The sequence below is a fragment of the Streptomyces dysideae genome (genome assembly GCF_001514305.1).
GTDB classification, from domain to species: domain Bacteria; phylum Actinomycetota; class Actinomycetes; order Streptomycetales; family Streptomycetaceae; genus Streptomyces; species Streptomyces dysideae.
The window spans coordinates 312,042-333,957 of sequence record NZ_KQ949078.1 but is presented as its reverse complement, the minus strand read 5'-3'; the positions used below and the strand labels follow the sequence as shown (position 1 = coordinate 333,957).

Here is a 21,916-nt window from a genome sequence, read left to right as displayed (position 1 = left end):
CCTCTTACGGATCCTCCTGGCAGGCCCCCTCTTACGGGTCCTCATGACAGACCCCCTTGTTCCGTTCGGGGCTCGGAGTCCGCGGGAGCCGGCTCGCGCCGCGGCAGGACGATCTCGCTCCACACCTGCTTGCCGCCGGCCACCGGCATCGAGCCGAAGGCCTCCGACATCGCCTCGACCAGCAGCAGGCCGCGGCCGCCGGTCGACTCCCAGTCCACGATCACCGGCTTGGCGGGCGCACGCGGCGAGGAGTCGCTCACACAGACACGCACCCGGGCCTCGCGCAGCGTCAGGTCGACGCGGACCGCGCCCTGGGTGTGCACCAGGGCGTTGGTGACCAGTTCTGACACGACCAGCAGCACTTCGTCGGTCACGTCCCCGACCTTCCACCGGCGCAGCGTGCGCGCGGTGAACCGGCGGGCGTGCATCACGGCGTCGGGCAGCCGCCACACCGCCCAGCCGGCCCGTATCGGCCGGGTCTTCATGCCGTCGTAGCGCAGCAGCAGCAGCGCCACGTCGTCCTCGCGACGGTCGAGGCCGCCGAGCAGTGCGTCGACCATCCGCCCCGGATCCGCCGGATCGGCCGCGGTGAGCGCGGTGCGCGTCCGGCGCACGCCCTCGTCCAGGGGCAGGTCGGCGCCCTCGACCAGGCCGTCGGTGACCAGGGCGAGCACCGTGCCCGGGGCCAGCGCGACCGCGGTCATGGGGAACTCCGCCTCCGCGAGAATGCCCAGCGGGAGCCCGCCCTCGACCTGCACCTCCTCGGTGGTGCCGTCGGGATGGCGCAGCAACGGTGAAAGGTGCCCGGCCCGGACGAACAGGGCGTTGCCCTGCTCCATGTCCAGTTCGACGTAACAGCAGGTGGCGAACAGATCGGTCTCCATACCGACGAGGAGACGGTTCGCGTAGGAGACGACCACGTCGGGCGGGTGGCCCTCCACCGCGTAGGCCCTGACCGCCGTACGCATCTGGCCCATGATCGTCGCGGCTCCGGCGCTGTGTCCTTGCACGTCACCGATGACCAGCGCCACTCGGTCCTCGGAGAGGGCGATGACGTCGTACCAGTCGCCGCCCACCTGCAACCCCCGTCTGGCGGGCAGGTAGCGGGCGACCGCCGTCCCCCCGGCCAGCTCGGGGAGGCGCCGGGGCAGCAGACTGCGCTGCAGCATCGCCGCGAGCTCCTGCTCGGCGTCGTGCTCGTGCGCGCGCTTGAAGGCTTGCCCGACCAGCGCCGCGGTGGCGGTCAGCAGGGACCGCTCCTCGGGGACGAACTCGTGCGGCTTGTCCCAGCCGACCAGGCACACGCCGGCGACCCGGCCCTTGGCGGGCAGCGGCAGGACGGCCAGGCCTCCGGCACCGACGCCCGCGAGTCCGGGTTCGAAGGCTGTGCCGGCCGGCCACAGATCCATACGTCCGTCCCGCAGGGCCATCTGCAGCGTGGGCAGGGCGCTGAGCGGTGCGTCGGGCCACTCCGAGCGCCACTCGGCACGCCATGCCTCCGGCCAGGCGGCGGGCTTGGGCGGGTCGAGTACGGTGACCATCAGCCGGTCGTTCTGCACCTCGGCGAGTGCCACCCGGTCGGCGCCCAGCGGCTCACGCAGCGCGGTGACCACCACTCGGCTGACATCACGGACCGTCGCGACCTCGTCGAGTGCGGCCGTCAGCCACTGGATCCTGGAGACGTCGTCAGGGCTTTGACTCAGAACCGAGGTCGCCGTCACCACGCCCAGCACCTGCTCCGGCCCGCCGTCGGCGCTCGCCACCACCCGACAGCTCAGGCTCAGCCAGCGCATTTCCCCGGTGGGGCGGCGGACGCGGAGCTCCAGCTCCCGCCGACCGAGGGCCTGGGTGGACGGCTCCACGACCGACATCAGCGCGTGCATGTCCTCGGGCAGGGCATGCGCGAGCAGGGTGTCCACCTTGCCGTCGAAGTCGTCCGGTGCGATGCCGACCAGTTCGAGCAGCGTCTCGTCCGCCTCGATCAAGCCGGTGTCCGGCACCAGCACGAACGAGCCGACGCGCAGACTCCGCAGGGCGGGACCCAGCAGCGACGTCGGCGCGGCCCGGCCGGACCCCGTCTGGAGCCTGCAGGCGACGGCGTCGGCGTACCGCTCCAGGAAGTGCCGTTGCCCGGCCTCGAAGCCGTCCGCGGAATCCCCCACGACGACGAGGCAGCCCAGCCGCCTGCCTTCCGTTCCGAGTGGCAGCGCGGCGAGCGACGCCTCCGCTCGCGGTGGCGTCGGCCCGCCCTCGGGGTAGGAGGCGAGTACCGCGGGGTTCAGCCAGAGCGGCCGGTCGGTGCGGAAGGCCTGCGCCGCGGGTGAACCACCGGACAGGGGCAAACGCTGCGGCAGCTCGTACTCGGACGTGGCGCATCCGGCCGTTTCCACCAGCAGGAGCTCTTCATTCCCGACACCGGGCACATAGACCGCTGCCAGCGCCGCCCCGGCGAACGTCAGGGCCCGCTCGCTCGCGGCGACCTCCGGCACCGGTGGCAGTGAACCGGTGTCCGCGGCGCCGGCCCCGGATACTCCCAGCTCCGAGACTCCGGCCCGGGCACCACCGTCATGAGGCATGTCCGCGACCTACTTCCCGTCCATGCAGCAGGTACCAACAGGTGGAGACCGAGCACCCACGTACCAGAATCGCACACATGGACCAATCGGACAGATCTACTCGATTACTGCATATCGATGGCAGGAGCAGCTACGTTCGCAGATCACCACGGCCGGTGTCACACTGACGACGTGGCCGTCTTGCCACTTCCACGCGGTCCCTTCCAGGAGGACGTCGGGCGCCGGCGTCGTGGCCGTCCGCCTGCTGCCGGACTGCTGCCTGGCAGTACGCGGTGGCCTCGTGAGGAGGCCCGGGTCGGCGATGCCGCTCCACGACCGCCGAACCCGCGTGTGAGAGCGGGGGTGTTTGCCTGGATCCCCATCCCGGCATGGCTGTCCGGCTCGACGCGGCCAGTGCCGTTGCGTCGCGTCACGGCCGGTGTGGCCCCGCCCGGCCAAGGGAGGTCTCTCACATGAAGGCCCGCATACGGGAAGCGACCGTCGTCGTGATCGCGGTCTCGACGGCCGTTGTGCTCGCGGCCTGCGGGGCGGGCGACGGGAACGAGTCCGACGAGGAGAGCACGCCGAAGATCGCTCTGTTGCTGCCGAGCGCCACCACGGATCGTTGGGAGGCACAGGACAGGCCGCTACTCGAGAAGAAGATCAAGGAGCTGTGCGACGACTGCACCGTGGAGCATGGCAATGCCAGGAACGAGGCGGCCATCCAGCAGGAACAGATGAACTCGATGATCGCCAAGGGGGTCGATGTCATCGTGCTGGTGGCCGTGGACTCCCGATCGATCGCCTCCGCGGTCAGGAGGGCGCACGAAGCAGACGTCCCGGTCATCGCCTACGACCGTCTCGCAGGGGGCCCGATCTCGGGCTATGTCTCCTTCGACGGCGAGGAGGTCGGCAGGCTCCAGGCCAAGGCGCTGCTGACGGCCATGGGCGACAAAGCCGCCAACGGCCAGATCGTCATGATGAACGGCGATCCCAGCGACCCCAACGCGGTGTCGTTCAAGAAGGGCGCGCTGTCGGTGCTGGAGGGGAAAGTGAAGATCGGCAAGGCGTACGACACACTCCATTGGAGGACGGAGACCGCGAACATGAACATGTCCGGTGCCATCTCCGCCCTCGGCGTCCGCAACATCGACGGGGTCTACGCCGCCAACGACGGACTGGCCGCGGGCAGCATCTCCGCCCTCAGAGCGAACAAGGTCCACCCGCTGCCCCCCGTCACCGGGCAGGACGCCGAACTCGGAGCCGTGCGGCGCATTGTCGGCGGCGATCAGTACATGACCGTCTACAAGCCGTTCGCGCCCCAGGCGTCCGCCGGCGCCGCCATGGCCGTGGCCGCGGCCCGCGGCGAAAGCCTCGACGAGGTTGCCACGGGCGAGGTGAGGACCCAGGACGGCAGGGCCGTTCCGACGGTCCTGCTCACCCCCGTGTCCGTGACCGTCGACAACATCGAGGAGACCTTGCTGAAGGACGGCGTGTACACGATCCAGCAGATCTGCACCCCCCAGCTCGCCGCCGCCTGCGACAGGGCCGGGCTGACCTGACAGCTGGTTCCGACCGGGTCCGGGCCCCGGGAAGGAGATGGTTTCCGTGCCGGCTCCCCCCTTGCTGGCGCTGCACGGCGTGTGCAAGCGCTTCGGCGTCGTCGAGGTCCTCTCGGACATCGAGCTGAAGATCCACGCCGGCCAGGTCGTCGCACTTCTGGGCGACAACGGGGCCGGCAAGTCCACTCTGGTCAAGGCGATCTCCGGCGTCGCCCCCGCGGACAAGGGAGTCATCAAGTGGGAGGGCCGGCCGGTCCACATCAAACGCCCCCACGACGCCCGGGACCTCGGCATCGCCACCGTCTACCAGGACCTCGCGTTGTGCGGGAACCTCGACGTCGTCGGCAATCTGTTCCTCGGGCGGGAGATCCGCAGGTTCGGGTTCCTCGACGAGGTGGAGATGGAGCGCCGCACCAGGCACCTGTTGGAACGCCTGACCAGGGGTATCCCCGATCTGCGCGCCCCGGTCGTCTCACTGTCCAGCGGCCAACGGCAGACGGTCGCCATAGCCCGCTCGCTCCTCGGCGATCCGCGGGTCCTCCTCCTGGACGAACCGACCGCGGCTCTGGGATTCGAGCAGACCACCGAGGTCCTGGACCTCGTCGACCACCTGCGTGACCGCGGCGTGGGCGTGCTGCTGATCAGCCACAACATGGGCGACGTCAAAGCTCTCGCGGACCGGGCCGCTGTGCTGCGGCTCGGTCGCAACAACGGCTTCTTCGACGTGAACACCGCGTCTCAGGAACAGATCATCTCCGCCGTCACCGGCGCCACGGAGAACGTGCCCCGCCGGATGGCCCCACAGGAGACGGGTTGGTGAAAGGGATGCGAAACATGGCCGACAACACGCGGGCCGAACCCACCGCGCCCCACACCAAGGCTCGTCACCCGCACCGCGAGCGGGCCATCGCCCATGCCGTGGAGAGCTGGGTCGGCGTCTTCCGGCGCAAGCTGAGCGCCGGTGAACTGAGCTGGCTCCCCGTCGTCCTCGTCCTCGCCGCGGTCTGGATCACCTTCCAGGCCCTCAACGAGAACTTTCTCTCACCCCGGAACCTGTCCAATCTCAGCGTGGACATCGTGGGCACGGGTCTGATCGCGGTGGGCATCGTCTTCGTCCTGCTGCTCGGTGAGCTCGACCTGTCGGTCGGCTCGATCAGCGGTCTCGCGGCGGCTGTCTTCGCCGTTCTGAACGTGAACAACGGCGTCCCGGAATGGCTGGCCCTCATCATCGCGGTGTTCGCGGGCACTGTCACGGGAGCCGTCCAGGGCTTCTCCTTCGCCAAGACCCGGGTGCCGGCGTTCGTCGTCACCCTCGCGGGGTTGCTCACCTGGAACGGTCTGATGCTCTACATCCTTGGCACCAGCGGCACCGTCAACCTCGACGAGAACGGGCTCGTCGCCAAGCTGACCAGCCATTACTTCACCAACGACGCCGCCGCCTATGGCCTGGCGACGGTCGGCGCGGGCATGGTTTTCCTCGTCTCGTACCAGAACAGGCGGCGCCGCAGGGCCGTCGGCATGCCGCACCGCTCGCTCGGGGGAATCGCGGTGCGCGCGGGAGGAGTCGCCGTGATCGCGTTCGCCGCCGCGTATCTGCTCAACCGCTTCCAGGGTCTGCCACTCGCGCTCCTGATCTTCCTGGTGGTGGTGGCAGGCCTGGACATCGCTCTCCGCCACACGCACTACGGGCGGCAGGTCTACGCACTCGGCGGCGGTGTCGAGGCAGCCCGGCGGGCCAGCCTCAGTGTGACGCGGGTACAGACCGCGGTGCTCGCGGTCTCGGGCACCATGGCCGCGGTGGGCGGCCTGTTCCTGGCCTCGCGCATCACTTCGGTGAGCACGGGTTCAGGCTCGGGCGTCCTCCTGCTCAACGCCATCGCAGCGGCCGTCATCGGTGGCACCAGCCTCTTCGGCGGACGCGGTACGACCTGGTCCGCGGTGCTCGGCATACTGGTCATCCAGTCCATCGCCTCAGGCATGGCGATCACGGACACCCCCGTCGCCGTCCAGTTCATCATCACTGGCGGCGTGCTCTTCGCCGCCGTGGTCATCGACTCACTGTCGCGGCACTCGCAGGAAGCACACGGGCGGGCTTGACGCGTCTGTTCCTGGCCACGCCGTCCGAACTGTCCTGGACCCGGTCGGGGCTGGTGTTGAGCGTAGTGGTTGGTCTCCCAGCCCTGGTCCAGGGGGAGTTCCGGCGCGGTCGCGGTTGACACGTTTTCTCGAGCCCAACTATCGCCTCTGACCAGGGGTTTGGGAATGAGAGACTGCCGATGGCAGGTAGAGACGAGATAGATACGCGAGCGGCCTTCCGCTCTACAGCCGCACGGACGTGATGCTCGCCCCGGAACCCGACGGAGTCGAAGGCGCCGACGACGTCTGACCGGTGACCTGCTCGGTCCGCTCGGTTCGCTCCGCTCTCTCCGCCGGCCCTGCCGGGCCCGCGTTCGCCGCCAGGACCAGGGCCGCCACCGCGATCACGGCGGCGGCGAAGCCTCGGGTGTAACGCTCGGTGGGGTTGGTGCGTTCCAGCACGGCGACCTCGCTACAACGGCGTGTTAAGCATGCTTAATGCGCGGCTTAACCTAGGGCTGTCGGACTTGAACGGCAAGGGGTACTGGGGGAGTTGGACGATGGCGGACCGCGACGACCCGGGCATCATCGGGCGCAGGGTGCAGCAGTTGCGGTCCGCACGCGGGCTGACGCAGAAACAGCTGGCCGAGCCCGCCTACACCCCCGCCTACATCTCCACGCTGGAGGCGGGCCGCGTGCGCGCCTCCGACGAGGCGCTCAGGCATATCGCGGGGCGGCTGGGTGTGGCGTACGAGGAGCTCACCACCGGGCGCCCGGCCGGCCTCGCCACCGATCTGCGGCTGCGGCTGACCGAGGCGCAGCGCACCCTCGCCACCGGCGAGGCCGGGGCGGCGGCGGAGCAGTACGCCGCGCTGCTCGCCGAGGCGGAGCGGCACGAACTCTCCGAGGGGGCGGCCGTCGCCCTGCTCGGCCTCGGCGAGTGCGCCCTGAACACGGGCGAGCTGGAGGCGGCCCGGCAGTACTTCGAGCGGGCCGAGCGGGCGCACGCCGACGCACCCCTGCCCGCCCGCGTCCCCGCCCTGCGCGGACGGGCCGTCGCCCACTACCTCGCCGGTGAACTCCGTTACGCCGTCTACCTGTTGGAGTCCGCCCTCGATGAGCTGAACCGGGGCGGGCTCCACGATCCCGACGCACTGCTCCTCATCTACGCCAGTGTCATCGGCCCCTACATGGACATGGGTGCCCACGCCCGCGCCGCCCAGGCCGCCGAGCTGGCCCTCGCCCTGGCGCCGCGGTCCGGCGACCCGGCCCTGGTCGCCCGCATGCACCGCTCCGTCGCCCGCACCCTCCTCGCCGAGGGCCGCATCGCCGAGGCCGACGCCTCGCTCGCCAAGGCCGCCGAGATGTACCGCCAGCTCCAGCTCCGTACCGAACTCGCCAACTGCCACTGGATGCGCGGCTACGTCTACGCCCAGAACGGCCGACTGGAGTGCGCAGAGGGAGAGTTGAGAGAAGCCCTCACCATGCTCTCCGCCAAACACGCCGCCCTCTACACCAGCCAGGTCGCCGTCGAGCTCGCCGACGTACTGCACCGGCGCGGCAAGTCCGACGAGGCCGCCGCCCTCCTCCAGGGCGTGCTCAGCGACATCGGCCCCGAACGCGGCGCCCTCCACTCCGCCGCCGCCCACCGCCTCCTCGGCATCATCGCCGAGGACGCCCGGGACACCGAGACCGCCGAGGAGCACTACGTCCGCGCCCTCAGCCTCCTCGAACGGGCCGGCGCCGCCGGTGACCTGGCCGACCTGTGCCGGCTGCTCGGCGATCTGCTGCGCCGTACCGGCCGGGTGGAGGCCGCGCTGGACGCGTACCGCACGGGCCTCGGACACCGTACGGCCCCCGGCACCACCACCCTCGGGCCCGCACCCGCACAGCCCCCTCTGTGACGGTTCCGGGGGCGCGCACGGCCCGGTCCTGACAGCCTGCGCCGCGGAACGCGGTACGTGCAGGCGGGGCTGCGGCCCTGGCTGGTGGTGTCCGGGGCGGTGCTTGTCCTGGTGGGGCGGGGCGGCGGTCGTGCGCCGGCGGGAGCGGTACGCCGACGAGGACGGGCACGGGGGCGGGCATGGGGGCGGGCACGGGCACGGGCACGGGGACGGGGACGGGCACGGGGACGGGCACGGGGACGGGGACGGGCACGGGGACGGGCACGGGGACGGGGACGGGCACGGGGACGGGCACGGGGACGGGCACGGGGACGGGCACGGGGACGGGCACGGGCACGGGCGCGACCACGGGCACAGCCGCCGCGTCGCCTGGCTCCTCACCCTCCCCGCCCTCGCGCTGCTCCTCTTCCCACCCTCGGCCCTCGGCTCCTACAGTGCCGGGCGCGAGGCGGCGCAGCGGGCGGCGCGGGGCGTGGGGACCTTCCCGGCACTGGCGGCCGGGGACCCGGTGGCGCTGACGCTCGGGGGTTCGGCTCGCGGGCGATCTACGACAGCGGGCGGTCGCTGACAGGCCGTTCCGTCCGCCTCACCGGCTTCGTCACGCACGACGCCGACGGCACCTGGTACGTCGGACCTGGCGTCCCGAGGGCGTCGGGGCGCCGGCCGGTCCGTACGAGAAGCGGTAGGGGTTTCGCGGGACGGGTCACGGGTAGTCGGGCGTCGTCCGGGGTGGGCGGTGAGAGCGCCCCGTGAGCCCCTTGGACGACCTAGGCCACGCTTGAAGTGAAGGTGAGGAGGCGGTGGCCGTGCGGCCCAGGGACGACCAGCGTGCGCGCGGTCGGGAACGGGCGGATGCCGCCGACGCGATCGCCGAGGGCGTACGTGGTGCCGGGCCCAGCGAGATTCCGGGACGGCTGTGCCATGTCGCCGTCGAGCTGCTGCCCGTGAACGGCGCGAGTGTGTCGCTGCACAGCGACGGCATGCCGGTGCAGCTGGGCGCGAGCAGTGCGCAGGCCGCGTATGTGACGGAGATCCAGGCGACCCTGGGGGACGGGCCCTGCCAGAGCGCCGCGGAGCGCGGGGAGCCGGTGCTCGCCTGCGATCTGACGGCGGGCCGGGATGTCGGACGCTGGCCGGTCTTCGCCCAGCTGGCCACGGAGGCCGGGATACGGGCCGTGTACTCCATGCCGCTCGGCAACGACACGGTGTGCGTGGGCACACTCGACCTCTACCGCGACGCCCCCGGCGAACTCACCGCCGACGAGGTGCGGACGGCACGGATGGTGGCCGGGGTGATGACAGTGGCGCTGATGGCGCTGCCGCGCGGGGAGGAGTACGGGTCGGGGTCGGGGGTGCGGGACGAGGACCGGTGGCTGAGTGGCTTGGCCACTGACCACGACGAGGTCTACCAGGCCACCGGGATGATCATGGCGCAGCTCGGAGTCGGCGCGGACGAGGCGCTGGCACGGCTGCGGGCCCACGCCTTCTCGCACAGCAGCACGGCACTGGATGTGGCGCGGGATGTCGTGTCCCACCGGATACGGTTCGACCAGGACTGACGGGAACTGTGTGAACCGGGGCGGGAGTTGGGGAGCGACGCCTAAGATCGCGAGCCATGGACACAGTCGGACTCTTGGGGCTCCTCTTCGCGCTCGTCGTGATCGTCGGCGTCATCAGCATCGAGGGCCGGATCAGCCGCGCCGACAAGCGGGTTGCCCGGATCGAGCGCAAACTCGACCTGATCCTCGACCACTTGGGGCTCGGCGAGGACGAGCCCCGGATGGCCGAGGTGGCGGCGCTGCGGCGGGACGGGAAGACAATCCAGGCGATCAAGGTGTACCGGGAGGTCACCGGGGTGGGCCTGAAGGAGGCCAAGGAGGCGGTCGAGCGCATGGGCTAGCCCTGTATTTCGCAGGCCGAGCGCCCGGCCCCGGCCTCAGATCTGGCCCCCGGACCTGGCCCCCAGAGCCGGAGCCGACCCTCAGACCTGCACCCGGCCCTGCTTCCTGACCTCCGCCAGCCGGTGGGCGCCCAGATCCACGGCCGCCTGGGTGGCTTCGTTCAGTACGTCGCCGAGGCCGCCGTTGGTGACGACGATCGCGTCCCCGCCGACCCGTACGACGGCGACGTCCACGGTGAGCGTCAGCGACTCGTCGTCCTCCGTCGCCCCGGTGAGAAGGACGCGCAGCGCCTGCCGGGCGTCGCCGACCTCCGGCAGCGCGGCCTCGCTGACCTCCACGGCCTGCGGAACGCCGCGCGCGGTCGTGGCGCCGAACTGCGCGCACTTCTCCGGCAGCGTCCTCAGCCAGCCCAGCGTCCGGTCCACCTCGGCGGGCCGATGGGCGACGACCTGGTACCGCAACTGCGCCTCGTCCCAGTTGTCGTCGAGCCCGACCACGGCCTGGGTACGGGCCTCCGCGCCGAAGAACTCCTCGGTGTACAGGGCGTCCAGCAGCCGCCGGCAGTCCGGCAGGTCGGTGGTCGCCTTGAGCATGGCGTCCCGCCAGGTCGCGGCGCCCTGGGTCGGCGTCCAGGGCTCTCCGAGGTCGGCGTCGCTGATGAGGGCGTCCCGGGCCTGGGCCTCGGTGAGGGCGGGGGCGGTGGTCGTCGGAGACTGGGCTGTGGTGGGGGTCGCGGCGGCTCTGGCGGTCGTGGGTGCCTTGTCCGGGCCGGCGGAGCATGCCGTCGCGGTCAGCAGGGCGGTTGCCGAGAGGGCCGAGGCGACGAAGGTGCGGGCCGGGGGACGGGGCATCGTGGGGCCTCCTGGAGGGCTGCCAAGATCGGGTGCGTGTTCCCAAGGCACCACCGGAGGGGTGCGGGCACCAGCGCGCCGGGCCGTACGGGTGAGTGGCGACGGCGAGCGCCCGGCAAAGGGCTCGCCGCCCGCAAAGGGCATCAGGCAGGCGGGGTCCCCGGCGCCGGTGCGGTGTGCCCGCCGGGCCGGCGCGGAGCATGGCCCGGTAGAGGGCGTCGCCCATGTGGATCAGTACGAGATCCGAGGGGTCGAAGTCCTCGCGCAGCCGCCCCGTCGCCTTGGCGCGGCCGATGAGCTCCACCATGGCCTCGTACGCCTCGTTGCGACGCTGTTCCAGGGCCTTGGGGGTGGGAAAGGTCATGGTCAGGACGTCGGCGAAGCCGGAGTCGGCGGCCTGCATCGCGCAGGCGGCCTCGATGTAGCCGATGAAACCGTGCCAGGGGTCGAGGTCGTCGAGGGCGACGGCGACCGCGTCGGCGTAGGCGTCCATGCGGTCGAGGAAGACGGCGGCGACCAGGTCCTCCATCGCGGGGAAGTGGCGCAGGATGGTGGCGATCCCGACGCCTGCCTCGCGGGCCACGGAGGCCATGGAGGCGTTGAGTCCGTCGCGCCCGAGGACCCTGCGGCCGGCAGCGATGATCCGGCCCCGGTTGCGCTCGGCGTCGCTGCGCCGGGGTTGGGCGGCACAGTCGTCGGTGGGTCGGGCGCCAGGGGTCATGCCGGTGACTCCAGCAATCGGATCGCCCTGTCCGGTTCCGGTCCCCGGGGCGGGACGGCCACACCCCCGGCGAAGAGCCGGAACCCCGCTGATCGCCTCCGGCGGGGCGCAGTTGGCAGCCGCGCGGCGCGTCAGGGCTGCGTCTGCAACTGGCGTAGCTGTCGGTGGATGTTCTCCAGGGCGCCCTGGCGTCGTCCCGGCACCCGGCCGCGCAACTCCGCCAGGGCCAGGCCGAGTTCGCGGGCCGGGCCGGCGTCCCGGATCTGGCTCCACTGATGGTGGGCGCGGTCCACTGCCGCCTCCACCGCGGGCGCGTCCGGGGCCTGGCCGGCGTGGAGGCGGGCGGAGGCGACCGTCAGCCAGGTGCGGCAGCTGCGGACGGCGTCGCCGGCCAGCATGGCGAGGTCGGCACGGACCTCGATCCAGTGCAGGGCCTCTTCGGAGGCGGGCCCGTGGGTGTGGACGGCCGCCTGTTCGTGCTGCGCGGCGAGGGCGTCGGCGGTGGAGTGGCGGCCGGACTGGACGGCGGCGGTGATGGCGGCGTGCGGATCGCTGGGCGCGGTGGCCTGCGCACCGGTCTGCGCGGTGAGCACGATGTCGGTGCCGACCCCGCCCTCGGGTGCGATCCGCGCGAGTGCGTGCTGATGGAGCTGGTCCAGCGGCGGTCTGAGTCCGCTGCGGAGCAGGGTCGCGACCGCCTTCATATACGCCGGCCCCGCCACCGTACGGCGTGCCGGCGGCGGCGCGATCCGGCCGTAGACCTCGTTGTTGCGGCCGGTGTCGAGGGGGTTGGCATGCAGCCACTCCCAGGTCTCCTGGTCGGCGTGCAGGTCGAGGAGGAGGGCCGTCGACCCCGGGGCGCGCAGGCGCAGTTCCTCGCGGATCCAGTGCCAGGGGAAGCCGGTGTAGCGGACCGTCGAGGGCGTCGTGCGGGCCAGCGCCAAGTGCGGGAGGTGCTGGCGGCGGTCCAGTTGGAGCTGGCCGGTGACGAAGACCGTGAGCGGGTAGGGGGCGGCCGCGGCCGCGCGCAGGCGGGTGAGGACGGCCTGCGGCTCCAGGGGGTCGGCGAGTTCGACGACGTTCGCGGTGTCGGTGCCGGACAGCACGCCGGGCGGCACGGCCGCGAGGACGGGAAGCACGGACGCCGCGTCCACCAGACAGCCCTTGGCTGCCGGCGCGGCGGCGAGCAGCAGCACGGTTCCGGGCATCGGTCCCTCCCCATCCCCCGTCGATCACGTACGTCAGCACCGTAACCGCTGCGGCTGCAAAGGGGGATCTCAGGCCTGCAAACGTCCGTTTCCGTCCGCATTGGCGCCGCCGGCACTGTTCCTCCGTACGGCGAACACCGTGGTGTCGTCGGCGAGATGCCCACCGCAGTGCCGCAACGTGCCGTCACGGACGGCGGCGACCAGGCGCGGAGGTTCGGCGGTACGCGGGTCGGCGGCCACGGCCCGGGCGACCTCGGCGGCCAGCGGGTAGAAGACGCCGTCACCGTCCCGGGCCTCGGTGACACCGTCGGTGGTGAGCAGCAGGGTCTCGCCGGGCGCGAGGGCGACACGGTGGACGGGCGGTGGCGCGGGGTTGACGGCGAGTTCGCTGAGGCCGAGGGGGAGTCCGTCGCCGGGCGGGAGGGGGCGTACTCCGGACGGGCCGACGACGAGGGGTGGCTCGTGCCCGAAGATGACGACGTCGACCGCACCGTGGTCGTCGTCGGGGAAGTCGAGCAGGACGGCCGTGGCGAACCGGTCGCCGTCGTCGCGGCGGGCCCGCGCCGGCAGGGGCGGCCCCGCCGCCCAGGCGGAACCGAGCCGGGTACGGGCCGGGCGCCCCGGGACCGGCGGGGCCGCGACGGCGGAACGCAGCGCGGCGCGCAGGCGGGCGTGCCGCTGCATACGGAGTTCCAGGCGGGCGGCGACCGTCGTGAGGTCCGGCTCGTGATACCCGGCCTCGCGGAACGTGCCGAGCAGCGCGGCCGCCGCCTCCACCGCCTCCAGGCCCTTGCCCTGTACGTCGCCGACGAGGACGCGGGTGCCGTGCAGGCCCAACTGGATGTCGTAGAAGTCGCCGCCGACGCGGGCCTCGCTGTCGGAGGTGAGATAGACGGCCGCGTGGTCGAGGCCGCCCCAGTCCGGGGGCAGCGGGCGCAGCACGGTACGGCGGATGGTCTCGGCGACGTCCCGCATGTGCAGCATGCGCCGCTCGCCGCGGATCCGCACCGTGCAGGCGAGGGTGGCCAGCACGCCGCCGACGGCGACCAGGATGAAGTCGGGCAGGCCGCTCTGGTACTCGTACGGCCAGGCGCTGTCCGCGACGACGTACGTCAGCAGCGCGAACAACGCGAACACGGCCGTCCCGGCCACCCCGCAGATCGCGGCGGCGATACCCGGCACCAGCACGATCCAGGAGATGATCCGGAACTCGGCATCGGTGTTGGAGTCGGCCAGCACGATCACCCCGAGCAGCAGCAGCGGCGGCACCCAGGCGACACTCCGCCCACGCACCCGCAGCAACAGCTGCCGCCGATGTACATCATCTCCGCCGACGCCTGCGAACCCCCGATACGGCCGGGTGAGCGGCCCCCGGCGACGACGCCCGCCCCCCGGCACGCGCACCCGACCGCCGCCACTCTCGCTCACGGCCCTCATGCGCCTCAGCGAAACACGACGTCCCGCGGGCCGCATCCGCTCCCGGCCGGGGCCTCCGGCGAACCGGCCGGGAGGACGGCGACGGCAGCTTGTCGGCGGGGCTCGACGGAACCCTTCGCCCGGTCGCAGCCAATCCGACGGGCGCCTCCGGCGGCAGGACGCCGGAGGCGCCCGTGAACCCCCGAACACACCCCGACACCACCGACTTGCCACCAGCCCCCCACAGGTGTGCTCTGGTAGGGCGGGGGCGAGGAGAGAGGAGTGCCTTCTCATGGCTCATGCGGCACCCGCGCGGCGCGGCACGCCCCAGCGCACACCCGATGTCTTCAGCGCGCGAACCCATCAGGCCGCGAAGGTGGCCGTGCCCGTCGTGCTCGGGCTCGTCTACGGCTACTGGGCCGCGGCCAACCGGCGTGGCGGCGGCGAGATCACCGGCTGGAACCTGCTGTTCGGGTTCGTCACCGCGTTCGCGTTCATGGCGCTCTACGTCGCCGTACGCGCCCTGTCACCCCTCATGAAGCGCGAGCTGCACGCGCTGCTGTGGACGGCGTTCGCGGGCTCGGCGTTCGGCTTCCTGTACAACCAGACCGGCGCGACGGTACTGCGCTCCACCGTGATGGCACTGGTGGTCGCGGCGGGCTTCTTCGTGGTGATCTTCTACCGCTACTACACACACGAGGACGCGGAAGGCCACCGCATCCGTTGAGGCTACGCACGGTTCGGCGCACGGTTCGGCCCCGGTGCCCGCTCGGGCGCCGGGGCCGAACCGTTCCCTTCCTCTCCCCAAGTCCTCTCCCCAAGTCACGAAGCGTCCCCAAGTCACCAAGCGCTTCCGCTCACGCTCCAGCTCCACGAACCGGAGATGCTCCAGGAACCGGACGCGGACGCGCGTCCGAGCAGGTCGGCACCCCGTGCCCGCCGGTGTCCACGAACGCGGCGCCGGCCCAGGCCTGCGCGCCGACGAGCCAGTACCAGTACGGGTTGCCGTTGACGTGCCGTCCGCGAACCTTGCAGTCGACACGGTCCTCGCTGCCCGGTGACACCCGCGCGACGACGGGTGATCGGGTGGTGGGCGCCTGCCGCAGGTTGAGGTCGGTGCGGGAGATGATGGTGCCCCGGACCGGGCCGCCGCCACGCCCTTCGCCACCTCGTCCTTCGGTGGTGGCCGGCGGGGCTGCCGCTGCAGTGGTGCCCGCCGCTGTGACGGCGAGGGTGCCACCGGTGAGCAGGGCCGCGGCCAGGATCCGCAGGGCCGGAGTGGTGCGCACAGATCGGCCTCCTTCTCCCCAGAACCAGGAAACACCCGTTCGGGTGAACGCTCCACCGGAGCAAGGAATCCCCAGCTCGGCGCACGTCTGACCGGCTCGGCGCACGTCTCCCAGGACGGCGCGCCCGTACGGCTTGACGCATGCGCCCATATGCAGTCACCCCGCTCGCACGGCCGCCCCGGGGCGACTTGCCTGAAACCGTGTCCCCACGACTCCGGAACGCCCTGTCGGCCGCGCTGATCGCCCTGTCCTGCCTCCTCGTGCCGTTCGGGGCGCTGGCGGCCTGGGTGACGTACGGGCTGGCCGACACCGGACGGTACGTCACCGCGATGGCGCCGCTGGCCGCCGATCCGGACGTACAGAACGCGGTCGCGCAAGCCGTGGGCGACGGCATCATGCGGGAGATCGACCACGGGACCGACCAGGAGCCCCTGCCCACCGGCACCCGCCCCTTCGTGCAGGACGCGGTGCGCTCGTTCACCCGGACCGACGCCTTCCGCACGGCATGGGACGCTAGCAACAGGGCCGTCCACGAGGCCGTGTTGAGCGCACTGCGGGACAAGGGGGACCGCGCGGTCACCGTCGACCTCGCTCCCGTCACCGCCCAGGTCAAACGCCGACTCACCGACGACAACGTCGCGTTGGCGCACCGTATCCCGGTCAAGCATACCGAGGTCGCCATACTCCCGGCCCGTGATCTGGACCGGCTCCGGAAGGGGTACGACGTGCTCGAGGTCGCCGGTTTCTGGCTCCCGGTCACAGCCGCTGTGCTGGCCGTCACCGGCATCACGGTCGCCGCCTGCCGCCGCCGCGCGGTCACGGCGACGGCTCTCGGCACGGCACTGGGCGGCGCGTTCCTGGACCTCGCGGTGGTGATCGGCCGCCATCTCACCCTGGCCGATCTGCCGGACGAGATCCACCAGCCGGCCGCGGGCGCGGTCTACGACGCCCTGACGGCCACCCTGCGCACGGTGGCCTGGCTGCTGGTCGCACTCGGCCTGACAGTGGCCGCGGGCTGCCGGCTCACGGCGTACCTCGTACGACACCGGCGAGCGTCCGCAGCGCCGACCTCAGATCCGGCTCCGCGGCCGACGCGAGCCCAAGTCTGACGGCGTCCGGCGTGCGGTTCGGATCCACGACGAACGCCGGCCCGGGGGTGACCGCGATGCCGTGCGCGGCGGCAGCGGCCGTGAAGGTGTCGGCACGCCACGGCGCGGGCAGCTCCCACCAGGCGAAATAGGCGCGCGGATCGGACCGTACGGCGCACCCCCGCAACTCCTCCGCGACGATCCGCTGTCTGCCCGCCGCGTCCGCCCGCTTGGCCGCGACCAGCCGCCGCACGGTCCCGTCCGCCACCCACCGCACGGCCGCCTCCAGCGCGAACCGCCCCGCACTCCACCCACCGGACCGGATCGCCGCCGCCACGGCCTCGCCCCGGTCCGCCGGTACGACGACGAAGCCGACGGTGAGTCCCGGGGCGACGCGCTTGGAGAGACCGTCGACGACGTAGGTGAGGCGGGGCGCGTGGACGGCGAACGGGTCGCCGTCGGCGAGGAAGGACCAGATGCGGTCCTCCACGACGGGAATGCCCAAGTCGCCGACAGCACCGGCGAGTTGACGACGCCGCTCGTCGCTCATGGTCAGGGACGTCGGGTTGTGCAGCGTCGGCTGGATGTACAGGGCGGAGAGGGGAGCGCTGCGATGAGCGGCGGCCACGGTCTCCGGCCGGAGACCGTCCTCGTCCCCCGCCAACGGCACCAGCGTGCTGCCGAGCCGGGCGGCGATCTCCTTGACCACGGGATACGTCAACGTCTCGACGCCGACGCGGCCGCCGGGCCGGACGAGGGAGGCGAGGGTGGCGGCGACGGCCTGGCGGGCGTTGCCGGTGAAGAGAAGCTGGTCGGGGCCGGGCTGCCAGCCGGGGGTGGCGAGGAGGCCGGCGGCTGCGTCCCGGGCCGGCGCGGTGCCCTCGGCGCGGGCGGGGAGCATGGCCTCCGCCAGGACGTCGGGGCGCAGGAGGGGCGCGAGGGTGGGGGCGAGGAGCTCCGACTGGCCTGGGGCGGACGGGTAGTTGAGCTCCAGGTTCACCGGTGCGGCGGTCGCGGGTTCGGTGAGTGCGCGGCCGGCGGGGCCCGGGACAGTGGCGGCGCGGACGAAGGTGCCGCGGCCGACCTCGCCCACGACCAGTCCCCGCCGCACGAGTTCGGAGTACACCCGCCCCGCCGTCGACGCGGCGACCCCGCGCCGCCGGGCGAACACCCGTTGCGGGGGCAGCCGTTGACCGGGCCGGAGACGTCCGGCGGTGATGTCGTCGGCTATGCGGTCGGCGAGGCGCCGGTAGTCGTCCACGAAACTCTCCCCCTGAGATTGCACCGAGCACAAAGATCTTATTGCACCGAGGAGTTGGGCCGATCTAGGGTCGTCCACATGAGCCCCTTCCTCGCATACGAGGACAAAGGCGGCGACGACAGTTCACTCGTCCCCCTTGTCCTCGTCCACGGCCACCCCTTCGACCGCACGATGTGGACCCCGCAGACCGAGGCCTTCTCCCCCGCCCGCCGGGTGATCGCCCCCGACCTGCGCGGCTACGGCGCCTCCCCGGTGGTCCCCGGCCGCACGCTCCTCTCCGACTTCGCGCGGGACATCGAGGCGCTCCTGGACGAGCTGAAGGTCGAGACGTTCGTGCTCGCCGGGCTGTCGATGGGCGGCCAGATCGTCATGGACTGCTACCGGCAGTTCCCCGACCGGATCCGGGGCCTGGTCCTCGCGGACACGTTCCCGGCGGCGGAGACGGAGGACGGGAAGAGGTCCCGCAACGCGATGGCGGACCGGCTGCTGCGCGAGGGCATGCGCGGATACGCCGACGACGTGCTGGAGAAGATGGTCGCGCCGTACGCCGCCCCGGAGGTGAAGACCCACGTCCACCGCATGATGACGACGACGTCCCCCGAGGGCGCGGCCGCGGCCCTGCGCGGCCGCGCCGAACGCCCCGACTACCGGGCCCTGCTGACCCGGGTCACGGTCCCGGCCCTGGTGGTCGTGGGCACGGACGACGAGTACACGCCGGTCGCCGACGCGGAGGCGATGCATGCGGCGTTGCCGGACTCGACGCTGCGGGTGATCGAGGGGGCGGCGCATATGCCGAACCTGGAGCGTCCGGGGGAGTTCAATGGGGTGCTGGGGGCGTTTCTGACGAAGGTGGACGGTCGCTCGTAGGCTCGGTGCCGTGACTGACCATGGAGTGCACCCCTTTCCCGACAAGTGAACAGGTGGCGGGTGGGCATGGGCCGGGGGTCCAGGGGGCGGAGCACCCTGGGGGCGGCAACGGGGCAGGGCCTCGCGCATGGTTCGCCGGTCTGCTGCTCGCCGGCGTGAGCGTGATCGTCGGCTGCCGACTCGCCGACACCGACGGCATCACGCCCGTCCCCCAGCTCCTCGCCTTCCTGCCCTGGCTACTCGCGCCCACCGCACTGGCCCTCCTCCTCGGCCTCGCCTCCCGTTGGTGGACCGGCGTGGTGTGGAGCGTCGCGGTCCTCGGCCTGCTGGCCTGGTTCATCGAGCCGTACGGCAAGACCGGCGAACCCGGCGGCCCCGCCCTCGCCTCCTTCACGGTCCTGACCTCGAACGTCGAGTTCGGCCACGCCACCGACGCCCTCGTCGCCACCGTCCGCCGCGAGAAGCCCGACCTCGTGTTCGTGGAGGAGTGCGAGTACACCTGCGACGCCACGCTCAAGGAGACCCTCGCGTCCGACTACCGTTCCTGAAGACTGAGCAGGAGCGAGCCCGATCAGCCGCAGCCCCGAACGGTCCTGGGCGCTCCCCCACTGCCTTAAGGGCGTGGGAGGTACCCCCAGGTCCCCGGCGTACTCAACCCCGGGGCGGCGACACGCATCCTGTGCGTGGTCCGAGCCCGGGAGGCCAGTTCCCTGCGCGACCTGGCCAGGTGGGTACGGCCAGTGGCGACGGGGAGGCCCCAAACCATTCTCTGGCGGAGCGGGGGCCCCGCACGCTGGCGCCGTACCCGGCGTCCCAGATCGCACGATCACGCTAACTCGGTCGGCCCCGAGCGCCGCAAGCTCGCGAGCCGACCATCACACGATCGAGCTAACCCGACCTCGTGCACACTCTCCTCGGAGCAGCTGCCAACCCCCACCGCGAGGCCCGCATCGCCTGGCCCGCACCGCCCCGGCGTTGGGCACGCAGATCGACCACGTACTCGTCTCCGAGGACCTCTCCGCCCGCACGGTCCGGTTCCTCGACCTGGCCGACACCGACCACCGTGCGCTGCTCGTCGACATCACGCTTCACCAGCGCCGATGACCGGAGCAGGCGTGCCCATAATGGGCGCATGTCCCGCGAGTTCCCCATCGGCCTGACGCCCCCCGACTGGCTGGTCCGGAACCTCCGGCCCCAGCAGGCGCCCGTCAACCGTGCCGCCATGGCCCGCGCCGCGATCGCCATGGCCGTCCCCCTCGCCATCGGACTCGCGACCGACCACACCGCCTACGGCGCCGTCGCCTCCATGGGCGCCCTGTCCGGCGTCATCGGCGACACCGCCGACGCCTACCGCATGCGGATCCTGAACATCGCCGTCCCGCAGCTCTTCGGTGCCATCGGCATCACCCTGGGCTCCGCCGTGTACGGCCACGGCTGGGTCGCCGTCGCCGCGGTCACCGGCGTCGCGCTGATCTCCGGGATGATCTCGACGATCGGCGCGGTGGCCTCCGTGTCCGGACTCCTGCTGCTCCTCAACTCGGTCGTCGGCGCGGGACTGCCGCTGCCGGGCGCGTGGTGGCTCGCGCCGATCCTGGTGGCGGGCGGCGGACTGCTGGTCCTGCTCCTCGCCCTGCTCGCGTGGCCCCTGCGCTCCGGGGTGCCGGAGCGGGTCGCGGTGGCCGACACCTACCGGGCGGTCGCCACGCTGCTGGGCGGCTGCGGCGACGACCGGACAGCGGCGTACGACACCGCCCGGCACGCCGTCACCCTCTCTCTGAACCATGCCTACGACCTGGTCCTCGCCCACCGCACCCGCCAGCACGGCCAGAGCCCCGAGCTCACCCGTCTGCTGGCCCAGTTGAACGCCATCACCCCGGTCGTCGAGGCCGCCCCGGCCGCCCATCTGTCCGGCACCCCCCTCCCGCCGGAGATCCCGGCAGCCGTACGCCACCTCGCCTCGGCCGTGGAGACCGGCTACACCGGCCCGATAGGGCTGAAGCTCCCCACCCCGACCACCGAGACCGCCCGCGCCGTCGACCACGCCCTGCGCCACGCCGCCGACGTCGTCACCGCCCCGGACATCGACCCGCGCGGCATCGACGACGCCTCGGCCTCCCCCACTCTCGACTTCGCTCGAGCGGGAGGTGCCCCCATCGCCGCCCTGCGCATCCGCACCGCCCGCGCCGCCCGCAACGTGACCCTCTCCGCCGCGTCCTGGCGCTACGGCCTGCGCCTCGCCCTCTGCATCGGCGCGGCGCAGGTACTCGTCTCGCTCATCTCCGTCCCCCGCTCCTACTGGGTCGCCCTGACCATCACCTTCGTCATGAAGCCCGACTTCGGCTCGGTCTTCTCCCGGGCGCTGCTGCGCGCCCTCGGCACGGTCGCAGGCCTGGTGATCGCGGCAGCCGTCCTCGCGGAGGTGCCCCGGGGCTGGTGGGACGTACCGGTGATGCTGCTGCTGGCGCCGCTGATCCCGGCGTTCACACCGCGCGGTTACGGCTATCAGACGGCGGCGATCACACCGGTGATCCTGCTCCTGTCCGACGTCCTGAACCGCGAGGGCACGGCCCTGCTCCTGCCCCGCCTGGTGGACTCCCTGATGGGCTGCGCGATCGCGCTGGTCGCCGGGTATCTCCTGTGGCCGGAGAGCTGGCACACCCGGGTCGGCGACCGGCTCGCGGACGCGGTGGCGGACACGGCACGCTATGTGGAGGGCGCGTTCGGGCCGGACGCCGTGGATCCGCCGGCCCGCGCCCGGATGCGGCGCCGCCTCTACCGGGACCTCTCCGTCATCCGTACGGAGTTCCAGCGCGCGCTGACCGAGCCGCCGCCGACCGGACGGCTGGCGGCGGCCTGGCTGCCGCTGGTCGTCGCCGTGGAACGGATCGTGGACGCGACGACGGCGGCCCGGGTACGGGTGCGGCACGGGGCGGCCCCGCCGTCCCCGCCCGAGGTGGACCAGGTCGCGCTGCAGCTGCGGGAGCTGGCGGAGGGCGTGCGGGAGGCCGAGGTGCTGGTGGAGGTCCGTACGGATCTCACCGGCCCGGCGGGCAGTGTGCTGGAGCCGCTGCGGCAGGAGGTGGCGGCGGCACGGGCGATCGCGTCGCCGCGCTGAAGTCCCGCTGAAGTCCAGCTCACACAGGTGGATGCGGCCGCCCTGTGCAGGAGGGCGGCCGCACCAGGTGGGGGGGGTCCTGGAGCCGGCCCCAGCGGCCGG

Annotated in this window: 18 protein-coding genes and 2 pseudogenes; 12 read left to right on the top strand and 8 right to left on the bottom strand. The window is 72.4% G+C overall.

The features are described from left to right. Positions 1–41 precede the first annotated feature (41 nt). Entirely contained in the window at positions 42–2,576 is a 2,535-nt protein-coding gene (locus AQJ91_RS09905; RefSeq protein WP_067018552.1) for a SpoIIE family protein phosphatase, read from the bottom strand. A gap of 452 nt (positions 2,577–3,028) precedes the next feature. Between AQJ91_RS09905 and AQJ91_RS09900 the strand changes: the two genes are divergently transcribed. The 3 genes from AQJ91_RS09900 to AQJ91_RS09890 are packed head-to-tail and all read left to right on the top strand — an operon-like array spanning position 3,029 to position 6,214. Continuing rightward, positions 3,029–4,117, top strand: a complete 1,089-nt coding sequence (locus AQJ91_RS09900; protein WP_067018550.1) for a substrate-binding domain-containing protein — start codon at positions 3,029–3,031, stop codon at positions 4,115–4,117. A 37-nt stretch (positions 4,118–4,154) separates the two neighbouring features. After that, a complete protein-coding gene (locus AQJ91_RS09895) occupies positions 4,155–4,937 on the top strand; it encodes an ATP-binding cassette domain-containing protein (protein ID WP_067018548.1) in 783 nt (260 codons plus the stop codon). 14 nt (positions 4,938–4,951) lie between these two features. Further along, positions 4,952–6,214, top strand: a complete 1,263-nt coding sequence (locus tag AQJ91_RS09890) for a sugar ABC transporter permease (RefSeq protein WP_407696836.1) — start codon at positions 4,952–4,954, stop codon at positions 6,212–6,214. Positions 6,215–6,436: 222 nt separating this feature from the next. Here the strand turns inward: AQJ91_RS09890 and AQJ91_RS09885 are convergent, their stop codons facing one another. Beyond that, positions 6,437–6,655, bottom strand: a complete 219-nt coding sequence (locus AQJ91_RS09885) for a hypothetical protein (RefSeq protein ID WP_067018543.1) — start codon at positions 6,653–6,655, stop codon at positions 6,437–6,439. 98 nt (positions 6,656–6,753) lie between these two features. Between AQJ91_RS09885 and AQJ91_RS09880 the strand changes: the two genes are divergently transcribed. From AQJ91_RS09880 to AQJ91_RS09865, 4 genes are all read left to right on the top strand, one after another. Beyond that, a complete protein-coding gene (locus tag AQJ91_RS09880) occupies positions 6,754–8,097 on the top strand; it encodes a helix-turn-helix domain-containing protein (protein ID WP_067018541.1) in 1,344 nt (447 codons plus the stop codon). Between the two features lie 103 nt (positions 8,098–8,200). Beyond that, the gene (locus AQJ91_RS58170) at positions 8,201–8,665 is read left to right on the top strand and encodes a hypothetical protein (RefSeq protein ID WP_407696835.1); all 465 of its coding nucleotides are present in this window, start codon (positions 8,201–8,203) and stop codon (positions 8,663–8,665) included. 232 nt (positions 8,666–8,897) lie between these two features. Beyond that, positions 8,898–9,656: a GAF and ANTAR domain-containing protein gene (locus tag AQJ91_RS09870; protein ID WP_407696834.1), complete on the top strand. Its 759-nt coding sequence runs from the start codon at positions 8,898–8,900 to the stop codon at positions 9,654–9,656. A 56-nt stretch (positions 9,657–9,712) separates the two neighbouring features. Then, entirely contained in the window at positions 9,713–9,997 is a 285-nt protein-coding gene (locus AQJ91_RS09865; protein ID WP_067018539.1) for a ribosomal protein L7/L12, read from the top strand. Between the two features lie 81 nt (positions 9,998–10,078). Here AQJ91_RS09865 and AQJ91_RS09860 read toward each other — a convergent pair whose 3' ends face one another. From AQJ91_RS09860 to AQJ91_RS09845, 4 genes and pseudogenes are all read right to left on the bottom strand, one after another. Beyond that, positions 10,079–10,849, bottom strand: a complete 771-nt coding sequence (locus AQJ91_RS09860; protein ID WP_067018537.1) for a hypothetical protein — start codon at positions 10,847–10,849, stop codon at positions 10,079–10,081. Positions 10,850–11,366: 517 nt separating this feature from the next. Further along, positions 11,367–11,570, bottom strand: a pseudogene (locus AQJ91_RS58165) (helix-turn-helix domain-containing protein); the annotation flags it as partial. Between the two features lie 131 nt (positions 11,571–11,701). Continuing rightward, on the bottom strand, positions 11,702–12,778 hold the full coding sequence (locus AQJ91_RS09850; protein ID WP_067018533.1) for a hypothetical protein: 1,077 nt from the start codon (positions 12,776–12,778) through the stop codon (positions 11,702–11,704). A 69-nt stretch (positions 12,779–12,847) separates the two neighbouring features. Beyond that, positions 12,848–14,215: a PP2C family protein-serine/threonine phosphatase gene (locus AQJ91_RS09845; RefSeq protein ID WP_234381977.1), complete on the bottom strand. Its 1,368-nt coding sequence runs from the start codon at positions 14,213–14,215 to the stop codon at positions 12,848–12,850. A gap of 271 nt (positions 14,216–14,486) precedes the next feature. Between AQJ91_RS09845 and AQJ91_RS09840 the strand changes: the two genes are divergently transcribed. After that, positions 14,487–14,921: a hypothetical protein gene (locus AQJ91_RS09840; RefSeq protein WP_067018531.1), complete on the top strand. Its 435-nt coding sequence runs from the start codon at positions 14,487–14,489 to the stop codon at positions 14,919–14,921. 130 nt (positions 14,922–15,051) lie between these two features. Here AQJ91_RS09840 and AQJ91_RS09835 read toward each other — a convergent pair whose 3' ends face one another. Further along, a complete protein-coding gene (locus AQJ91_RS09835) occupies positions 15,052–15,483 on the bottom strand; it encodes an SH3 domain-containing protein (protein WP_324617987.1) in 432 nt (143 codons plus the stop codon). 200 nt (positions 15,484–15,683) lie between these two features. On the opposite strand from AQJ91_RS09835, the gene AQJ91_RS09830 reads away from it, so the two are divergent. Beyond that, the gene (locus AQJ91_RS09830; protein ID WP_067018529.1) at positions 15,684–16,592 is read left to right on the top strand and encodes a hypothetical protein; all 909 of its coding nucleotides are present in this window, start codon (positions 15,684–15,686) and stop codon (positions 16,590–16,592) included. On the opposite strand, the gene AQJ91_RS09825 is transcribed toward AQJ91_RS09830, so the two are convergent. Continuing rightward, positions 16,507–17,832: an aminotransferase-like domain-containing protein gene (locus tag AQJ91_RS09825; RefSeq protein WP_067018526.1), complete on the bottom strand. Its 1,326-nt coding sequence runs from the start codon at positions 17,830–17,832 to the stop codon at positions 16,507–16,509. The two genes, AQJ91_RS09830 and AQJ91_RS09825, sit on opposite strands and share 86 nt — an antisense overlap. A gap of 78 nt (positions 17,833–17,910) precedes the next feature. On the opposite strand from AQJ91_RS09825, the gene AQJ91_RS09820 reads away from it, so the two are divergent. From AQJ91_RS09820 to AQJ91_RS09810, 3 genes and pseudogenes are all read left to right on the top strand, one after another. Then, positions 17,911–18,699 carry an alpha/beta fold hydrolase gene (locus AQJ91_RS09820; protein ID WP_067018524.1) on the top strand — a complete coding sequence of 263 codons (789 nt, stop codon included), beginning with the start codon at positions 17,911–17,913 and terminating at the stop codon, positions 18,697–18,699. Positions 18,700–18,719: 20 nt separating this feature from the next. Then, positions 18,720–19,803 (top strand): annotated as a pseudogene (locus AQJ91_RS09815) (endonuclease/exonuclease/phosphatase family protein). A gap of 28 nt (positions 19,804–19,831) precedes the next feature. After that, positions 19,832–21,814, top strand: coding sequence for an FUSC family protein (locus AQJ91_RS09810; RefSeq protein WP_067018522.1), 1,983 nt, complete (start codon positions 19,832–19,834; stop codon positions 21,812–21,814). The last annotated feature ends 102 nt before the right edge of the window (positions 21,815–21,916 follow it).

Coding starts and splice junctions, on each gene's coding strand:
- AQJ91_RS09905 (WP_067018552.1), bottom strand. CDS start 2,576: ATGCCTCATGACGGTGGTGCCCGGGCCGGAGTCTCGGAGCTGGGAGTA.
- AQJ91_RS09900 (WP_067018550.1), top strand. CDS start 3,029: ATGAAGGCCCGCATACGGGAAGCGACCGTCGTCGTGATCGCGGTCTCG.
- AQJ91_RS09895 (WP_067018548.1), top strand. CDS start 4,155: ATGGTTTCCGTGCCGGCTCCCCCCTTGCTGGCGCTGCACGGCGTGTGC.
- AQJ91_RS09890 (WP_407696836.1), top strand. CDS start 4,952: ATGGCCGACAACACGCGGGCCGAACCCACCGCGCCCCACACCAAGGCT.
- AQJ91_RS09880 (WP_067018541.1), top strand. CDS start 6,754: ATGGCGGACCGCGACGACCCGGGCATCATCGGGCGCAGGGTGCAGCAG.
- AQJ91_RS09865 (WP_067018539.1), top strand. CDS start 9,713: ATGGACACAGTCGGACTCTTGGGGCTCCTCTTCGCGCTCGTCGTGATC.
- AQJ91_RS09860 (WP_067018537.1), bottom strand. CDS start 10,849: ATGCCCCGTCCCCCGGCCCGCACCTTCGTCGCCTCGGCCCTCTCGGCA.
- AQJ91_RS09850 (WP_067018533.1), bottom strand. CDS start 12,778: ATGCCCGGAACCGTGCTGCTGCTCGCCGCCGCGCCGGCAGCCAAGGGC.
- AQJ91_RS09845 (WP_234381977.1), bottom strand. CDS start 14,215: ATGAGGGCCGTGAGCGAGAGTGGCGGCGGTCGGGTGCGCGTGCCGGGG.
- AQJ91_RS09840 (WP_067018531.1), top strand. CDS start 14,487: ATGGCTCATGCGGCACCCGCGCGGCGCGGCACGCCCCAGCGCACACCC.
- AQJ91_RS09820 (WP_067018524.1), top strand. CDS start 17,911: ATGAGCCCCTTCCTCGCATACGAGGACAAAGGCGGCGACGACAGTTCA.
- AQJ91_RS09810 (WP_067018522.1), top strand. CDS start 19,832: ATGTCCCGCGAGTTCCCCATCGGCCTGACGCCCCCCGACTGGCTGGTC.